Annotated in this window: 8 protein-coding genes; 2 read left to right on the top strand and 6 right to left on the bottom strand. The window is 33.8% G+C overall.

The features are described 5' to 3' along the window. Window positions 1-439: DUF6708 domain-containing protein (locus tag GQ589_RS04455; protein WP_202115024.1), on the bottom strand; the 439-nt coding region annotated here is incomplete at its 3' end. Window positions 440-465: 26 nt separating this feature from the next. Beyond that, window positions 466-1,926 (bottom strand): hypothetical protein, encoded by a 1,461-nt coding sequence (locus GQ589_RS04450; RefSeq protein WP_160424823.1) that lies wholly within the window; start codon window positions 1,924-1,926, stop codon window positions 466-468. 154 nt (window positions 1,927-2,080) lie between these two features. Between GQ589_RS04450 and GQ589_RS04445 the strand changes: the two genes are divergently transcribed. Beyond that, window positions 2,081-3,673 (top strand): ABC-F family ATPase, encoded by a 1,593-nt coding sequence (locus GQ589_RS04445; RefSeq protein ID WP_160411496.1) that lies wholly within the window; start codon window positions 2,081-2,083, stop codon window positions 3,671-3,673. 155 nt (window positions 3,674-3,828) lie between these two features. On the opposite strand, the gene GQ589_RS04440 is transcribed toward GQ589_RS04445, so the two are convergent. The 3 genes from GQ589_RS04440 to GQ589_RS04430 all read right to left on the bottom strand — a co-directional run bounded on the left by GQ589_RS04440 (window position 3,829) and on the right by GQ589_RS04430 (window position 6,151). Then, entirely contained in the window at window positions 3,829-4,167 is a 339-nt protein-coding gene (locus tag GQ589_RS04440) for a YggL family protein (protein WP_160399953.1), read from the bottom strand. Window positions 4,168-4,198: 31 nt separating this feature from the next. After that, window positions 4,199-5,503, bottom strand: coding sequence for a DEAD/DEAH box helicase (locus GQ589_RS04435; RefSeq protein WP_160424821.1), 1,305 nt, complete (start codon window positions 5,501-5,503; stop codon window positions 4,199-4,201). Window positions 5,504-5,944: 441 nt separating this feature from the next. Beyond that, window positions 5,945-6,151, bottom strand: a complete 207-nt coding sequence (locus GQ589_RS04430) for a hypothetical protein (RefSeq protein WP_160399842.1) — start codon at window positions 6,149-6,151, stop codon at window positions 5,945-5,947. A 445-nt stretch (window positions 6,152-6,596) separates the two neighbouring features. Here GQ589_RS04430 and GQ589_RS04425 point away from each other — a divergent pair, with 445 nt between their 5' ends. After that, window positions 6,597-7,064: an STY0301 family protein gene (locus GQ589_RS04425; protein WP_160399841.1), complete on the top strand. Its 468-nt coding sequence runs from the start codon at window positions 6,597-6,599 to the stop codon at window positions 7,062-7,064. A 144-nt stretch (window positions 7,065-7,208) separates the two neighbouring features. On the opposite strand, the gene GQ589_RS04420 is transcribed toward GQ589_RS04425, so the two are convergent. Next, window positions 7,209-7,733, bottom strand: coding sequence for a hypothetical protein (locus GQ589_RS04420; RefSeq protein WP_160411493.1), 525 nt, complete (start codon window positions 7,731-7,733; stop codon window positions 7,209-7,211). Between the last annotated feature and the right edge of the window lie 322 nt (window positions 7,734-8,055).

Raw genomic sequence — 8,055 nt, 5'->3', positions numbered from 1 at the left:
CCTTAAATGCACTAAATGGTAACCAAAATGTTGACATCCATTTTTTTGCCACTGCTTCGTAAAGATACACTTTACCTGTTTTACGGTTAAAGCGAATCGGATTGCTAAAAGGAGCAAAATAGGCAAAAAGAAAATTGAATAGAGTCTGATAAATAATGACACTTATTATTATAATTATACAAAATACTCCAATCCCCATCACCCATAAATATCTTTTTACAAATAAAATGTGAAAAAAAGTAGAAATAAGTATAAAATCAGCAAAAACCATTAAAATCAATATAAAACTTACTCCAATCAGTTTTCTATAACGATAAATTTCGAGATAATTATCATTAGCACAAGCTATATAGTTTGCTTCACTGATAATGCCTGCTCCACTGGTTTTACTAAGGTCTTTACTCCAGCCTGATAGTTGCGGTTGATAGCGCGATGGCATGTTTACTCCTTATTGTTTGATTTTTATTAGCCTAGCAAATTTTTCCCTTCAAATTCAAAATATTGCTCAATAGGTTGTGATTTTTCTATTTTATCACCATTAATAATATCAGGTTTTTTATAGACAATTTTTGTTGCAAATAGCAGTTTAGGGATTATTTCTTGGCGAATTTCAGCCAATTTTATTCTAAAAATTAGTGTTGACAGTGATTGTGTAACTTTTTTTAAAGTTTCATCACTGTTATCTACTTCCCCAACATTAGATTGATATTTATGAAATTTACCTTTTTTATTCGTTAAAATTATAGCAGGTAAATCCAGTAACGGACCAAAGCCATTTTCCAATGGTTTAATATCAAATTCTTTTTTAGCGCAGTTGTGGCTCAAAAATAACTTTGCCTTAAACGAGGATTTTGATTTATCTATAATAGTAATTTCAATATCTAAATTATCACTTTCTATATTAAAATCCTGTATCGTCATATTGAGATAAAGTGAAAAATGAGAAAAACCAAAATTGTCTGTATTACTTTCAGATATAGAGAAAGGAATACCTCCAATCTGAGGGCTATTATATATTAATTCTGAATTTTCATCAGGAGCCATTAAAGATAACTCTACCGATAAACCTGATACCAACACAGAAAAATCATTTAGTGCTTGAGCCAAACCTGCTTCAGTTAATGCATAACGGCAATGATCAATACCAAAACCACAACGAGCAAACCAACGTTCTAGATTGCTACGCTCAAATAACGTGGAAACATAAATAATAATCACACCAGCAACGGTAACAATAACCCCCACTATTGGTACCATCTCTGCTGAAAGCATTAAAGTCGTTAATTTTAATGTCATTGCTGCACCAACTATTATGGTTAAACCTCCAACAATTTTGGAAATACCTGCAATACCATCGTTCTCATTAAAAAGTAAATCCCCCCCTTTTAAAATCTCTATCGCGCCGTCAACTATTGCTAATATACCAAGTCCTTTACTGACAAAATTTAGCATTTTTTCTGTAACATCAAATACTTGTTTCATACCATGGGCAAATTTCAATTTTGGTGATGTTAGTCGGCTTTCACCATAAGGATGACGCGTTAAAAAGTTAGTCACTTTAAATGCGGTCATACCTGTTGCCATTTTGATAATATGCCCACCAACTTCAGCGGCCATACCTGAAATAGCAAGAAACCCTGAACTTATATCATAAGCTAAAAAGGCTTTTTTTATTGGATCGGTCTCTTTTTGGATTTCTTCCAGATTATTTTTAAATGCATTTAGCGTAAAATGAATCATTACTACATTTAAAAAGCATTTTGCTAAACCGCTGACAACAATTTTTTGGTTTTCAGTTTGAACATGATATATTTTTTTCGATTCTTCTAATTCTTTTAATAGCGATTGTTGTAAATCGTCGCCATTTGCCATCACCGAAATTTCAATTTCTTTCGGGACACTCTTGGCAAAATAAGTAATTAGCAAATTAAAATCACCACCATAAACATCAGCAACAAATCAAAGATCCTCAAACAGGTTTTATTATGGCATAATGTGCGCCAATTCATATTTCCGCGATTTCGCTCAAAGGCTAATTATTACTTGTGAGTGGAACGCATGTTAAAGAGAGTAAATTCTAGTGTTAAGTACAAATAACATCACAATGCAATTTGGCAGTAAGCCATTATTTGAAAATATTTCGGTTAAATTTGGTAATGGCAATCGTTATGGTTTAATTGGCGCCAATGGCAGTGGTAAATCGACTTTTATGAAAATTATTGGTGGTGATTTAGTCCCAACCTCTGGCAATGTGGCTTTAGATCCGCATGAAAGACTAGGTAAATTACGCCAAGACCAATTTGCTTTTGAAGAGTTCACGGTACTTGATACGGTAATTATGGGACATACCGAATTATGGCAAATCAAACAAGAACGTGATCGCATCTACTCTCTTCCTGAAATGAGCGAAGAAGACGGCTTTAAAGTGGCTGATTTAGAAACTCAATACGCCGAAATGGATGGCTATAGCGCCGAAGCACGCGCAGGTGAATTATTATTAGGCGTTGGTATTCCAATTGAACAACACTATGGTTTAATGAGCGAAGTTGCCCCCGGTTGGAAACTGCGTGTATTATTGGCACAAGCCCTATTTTCAAATCCTGATATATTATTGCTTGATGAACCAACCAATAACTTAGATATTGATACAATCCGCTGGTTAGAAGACACCCTAAATCAACGTGAAAGTACCATGATCATCATTTCGCATGACCGCCATTTTTTAAATATGGTCTGCACGCATATGGCCGATATGGATTATGGCGAGCTTCGCATCTATCCTGGTAACTATGATGATTATATGACAGCATCAACCCAAGCAAGAGAGCGCTTATTAGCAGATAACGCCAAAAAGAAAGCACAAATTAGTGAACTACAATCCTTTGTTAGCCGCTTTAGTGCCAATGCCTCTAAATCAAAACAAGCAACATCGCGAGCAAGGCAAATTGAAAAAATCAAATTAGAAGAAGTCAAGGCCTCTAGCCGTCAAAATCCATTTATTCGTTTTGAGCAAGATAAAAAACTATTCCGTAATGCGCTTGTTGTTGAAAACCTGACCAAAGGTTTTGATAATGGTCCACTATTTAAAAATTTAAATCTAATGGTCGAAGTGGGCGAAAAAGTCGCTATTTTAGGGACTAACGGTATTGGTAAATCCACATTATTAAAAACCCTAATGGGGGAATTAACACCAGAACAAGGCGACATAAAATGGTCTGAAAACGCCAATATTGGTTATTACGCACAAGATCATGAATATGAATTTGACGGAGACCTTACCGTATTTGACTGGATGAGCCAATGGAAGCAGCCAACCGATGACGAGCAAGCCGTACGTAGTATTTTGGGTCGATTGCTGTTTTCGCAAGATGACATAAAAAAACAGGTCAAAGTGCTATCAGGTGGTGAAAAGGGCCGTATGTTATTTGGTAAATTAATGATGCAGCGCCCCAATATTATTGTTATGGATGAACCAACCAATCATTTAGATATGGAATCGATTGAATCACTTAATATGGCATTAGAGCTTTATCAAGGCACACTATTTTTTGTTTCACACGATCGTGAATTTGTTAGTTCATTGGCAACACGCATTGTTGAAATCACACCTGAAAAAGTCATTGATTACACAGGTAATTATGAAGATTACTTGCGTAGCCAAGGGATTGAATAATTAGCCACTCTAGTGGCTATTGCTTTTTACTGTCTTACATTACTTTAAGACAGACTTTATCCATTTTTTAAATAACAGTCAGTAAAACCAATTCAGCCAATAAAGATAGCCACATCAGTTAGTGGCTAGTTTACTTCAATTGATTACTTAGCAAATTAAAAATCTAACTCATCCCACCAAATATCGATAAGTGGACTGGTTTTAACATTTTTTAAACCCTGACTTTCAAGCCATTTTGTGACAATGTCACGATGTTCATCAGTACAGTTGCCAAGTTTTTGAGTACAAATAATGCCTTGCCAATTTAAATAACCACTACCCTCATAAGCCAAACCATTGGGTTGAATAGCTTCAAGAATAAATTGATCAACAATATTATCTAAAGTTTCTTCGGTTGTACCTTCGTCAAACGACCAACTAACTGTAAAACCTAACTCTTTAAACTCGTCGATGTGTAATTTTTTTCGTAAACGTCTGCTACGATTAACCATAATAATTTCCTTCTTTTTTCTATTAAATATTCGTTTATTTACTTCTTGTGTAATGCTGTCTGTTAGCTGATTTCACATTATTTTGTTTTGGTTGCAACGATCGGTGTGCCGTTGAGCTTCCTCTTTTGGGGGAAGAACGCCTTGCTGAGGATTTTTTAACAGGCTCTGGTTTTATTCTAGGATCGACTTCAAACCCTTGCGTTATCAGTTCTGGGATGGCTTTTTTAATCAGCTTTTCAATCGCTTTTAATTGTGGAAGCTCATCAACACAAACTAACGAAATAGCTTGCCCTTGATTTTGCGCACGCCCTGTTCGACCGATGCGATGCACATAATCTTCAGCTACTTGTGGTAATTCATAATTAACAACATAAGGCAATAACTCAATATCAAGCCCACGAGCAGCAATATCAGTTGCCACTAACGCCCTGATTTGCCCTGTTTTAAAATCCGCTAATGCTTTAGTGCGAGCTCCTTGGCTTTTATTACCATGAATTGCAGCAGCCTTAATACCATCTTTGGTTAATTGATCTGCCAAATGATTAGCGCCGTATTTAGTGCGAGTAAAGATTAGTACTTGTTGCCACTGATTTTTACCAATTAAATAAGACAGTAACTCACGCTTACGACGTTTATCAACCCGATGCACATATTGTGTGATCTGCTCTGAAGCGCTATTGGTTTTAGCAACCTCAATCAATTTTGGTGAATGTAAAATTGTTTCTGCCAAAGCTTTTATCTCGCTTGAAAAAGTCGCTGAAAACATCAAATTTTGACGTTTTTTAGGCAACTTAGCGATCACACGACGAATATCATGAATAAAGCCCATATCTAACATACGATCGGCTTCATCCAATACCAACATTTTAACAGTAGCAAGATCCACCGCATTTTGTTGTACTAAATCAAGCAACCGACCTGGTGTTGCAATCAAAATATCAACACCACCACGTAACTTCATCATTTGTGGATTAATACTCACGCCACCAAATACCACTAACGAACGAATGGGTAAATAACGGCTATAATCGCGGATATTTTCGCCGATTTGAGCAGCCAATTCGCGCGTTGGAGCTAAAATCAAGGCATATAACGGACGTTTACCTTTTGGGTTACCCGATTTATTGTTATTTTGAACTTGTTGGTCAAGCAGTTTTTGCAAAATCGGCAAACCAAAGCCAGCCGTCTTTCCAGTTCCAGTTTGCGCACTGGCCATCAGATCATTGCCTGATAAAATAACCGGAATAGCTTGTTGTTGAATGGGAGTTGGTGTTGTGTAGTTCTGTTCGTGAATTGCTTTTAAAATCTCGGTATCTAAACCAAGAGAGTCAAATGACATGAAATGCTTCCTAAAATAAACGAAAAATAAATTATCCTCATCCATTATAAAACAATTCAATAATAAATGTCTGACTATTTAAATAATATTAGCGCATAACCCATTTTATAAACAAAATCGTTATTACATCAACATTGATAACACACAAAAAAATCGTCAGAAAAAATATTGATTTTATTAAAAATTTTATATTTTATTTTTAAATAAAATTAAGCCTTTTTGATATTATTATCGTTTTATATTATTAGGTTTATAGGTCTTGTTCAAAGTCGTGTTATTTGTTTGTTCTAAACTAGAGCAAACAAACCATCTCAATACTTTAACAGGCGTTACATAAAAATATTAATGCATAACTATGCCAAGTATCCTCAAATCAAGGCAGACGCTACAAACAAAAAAGGCAACCTAATGGCTGCCTTTAATTGCATTAAATGAGTAAAATTATTTTTTATCTGGATGAGGATCTTTAACTGAGTCACCCTGTCCAGTCATAATATACCAACCATTTTTGCTATGTGGTTTTTTATTATAATCAGGGCAAGGAGGTAACGATTTCTTACTTTGGTTTGAATAAATATAACCACAGTCAGCGCACTTATAAGTGCCAGACGAAACATCACTACCATATGGAGCAAATTTGTGTACCATTCTAAGACCCTCCAAGTTAAATAACGACAAGCCCAATGCTTATCACTGTATATATAAACGCCGATTTAAGAAAAAATCAAGTGCGTTTTTTAAACAATTAGCCAATTAAACTAACTATTTGAGGCTCATAAAAATCCGTCAGGAAAGGGATTGATTTTATTGAATTTTTTATATTTTCTTTTTAAACAAAAGCAAACAATTAATAGTGCTATCATTTTGGGGTATTGGGATCATTAGGCTTGTTTAAGGTGATATTATTTTGGCTAAAAATTGCCAAATAAAAACTTCAATAAAATCAATACATTTCCTGACAACTTTTTATCACTATTAAATATCCACTAATAAGTTCCAATACATCTAAAAACCAGAATGTCCCTTTTCACGCTTGACGTTATTAATAGTATAGGCATAATTACTCATTCAATACTTTATCAGGATCTATCCCATGAAATATAAAATAATCACTCTTAGTATTGCCGTTTTGGCTTGGGTTAGTACTTTATCCTCAGCCCAAGCTGATGAAATAACTTGCCCAAGCTCAGTGACAATTAAATCTTCTCATCTTAATATTGATAACCTACCTAACGATTGGATGGTTTCTGAAAAGAAAGATAAATTACTATTGCTTGATGGTGCTGGCGTCTATTCCGACAACCCAGCAAAAAAGATCCAACAAAAACCCGAAGACGGTATTATTGATGGCAAACAACATCAAGCAACTTGGAGCGTAAACACCATTTACGACGAAGGAGGTAGCTGGGTTAGCTGCAGTTACAACTATGAAGAAGTAGAATTAATCAAAAAAATCAACCCAATCATGAGAAGCTGCTGGGAAATCGATTCTATGGATCAATTCGATCGATTGCATATCACAATTAAATGTAGCGCTAGTGAGTTGCAAGAGGTTAAGTAGGTGTTTAAATAAACATGGCGTTATCAATAATTAACGCCATGTTTACATGAAAGGTTAAAATTAAATATATCAGCAAAAGCTTTTCAAGTCACTATTGGTTACTACATACCTTAATGAAAGTAAATAACCGTAAGTTAATTACTACTATTTATTGTTAATTTTTCCTGATAAAAATGTAACCAAAAGCTTTATTATTTTTATAATAAGAAGAATAAAAAAATAAATGACAAAAAAAAGTACAAAGATATAACTCCACAAAATAAAAAAAACAAAGAAATCAACTAGAAAATAATCTGTATCAATAAATAAATAGGCGGCATTATCTAAATCTTCCATAGTCAAATAATTGATGAAAACTAAAAACATGTACAGCCCTATAATCGATATAATGGCAAATACAAATAATAAAAATTTAATAATTAACGATTTAAATGAAGTTGATTTATTATCTTTAGGACCAAATAAGATCATTTTGACAGATTTAATAAACATGGTAATCAAAAAAAACAAGTAACAAATCATTGCAACTATCATCACAAAACCTGCACTACCTGCTTGTTCACAATCATCAGCACGCATGTAAAATATGTAAAATAACAAAAATATTCCATAGCTAATTAATAATTCTTTAACTAATTTTCTATCTTTTAAGTACTCTTTAATTTTCACAAACACTCCCTACACCAATTTCTAATTAAATAAATCTGTATTTGCCTAAGCCAGAATATTGTTAATAATTATATCAATTTTAAACTCAATTAATTAAGCTGAAAATAATGCATCATAAGTTATTTAGTTTCAATCATTATTTGTAGGAAAACGCCGAGTTGTTTACACACCATGGTTAAAATAATCTTTTAAAAACTCATAAGGCGTTTCGCCTGAAATCGCTTTATGCTGTTTAATGGTATTATAAAAATTAATAAATCATTTAAGCTCTTGTTTTCTCTCTTTTAAATCACTAAATATTTGCTGATTATGCCACATCTCA

It is taken from the genome of Gilliamella sp. Pas-s27 (genome assembly GCF_009795865.1).
In the GTDB taxonomy this organism is placed as follows: Bacteria; Pseudomonadota; Gammaproteobacteria; order Enterobacterales; family Orbaceae; genus Gilliamella.
Note: the sequence above shows the minus strand (reverse complement) of the source record. Positions and strands in the feature narration are given on the sequence as shown.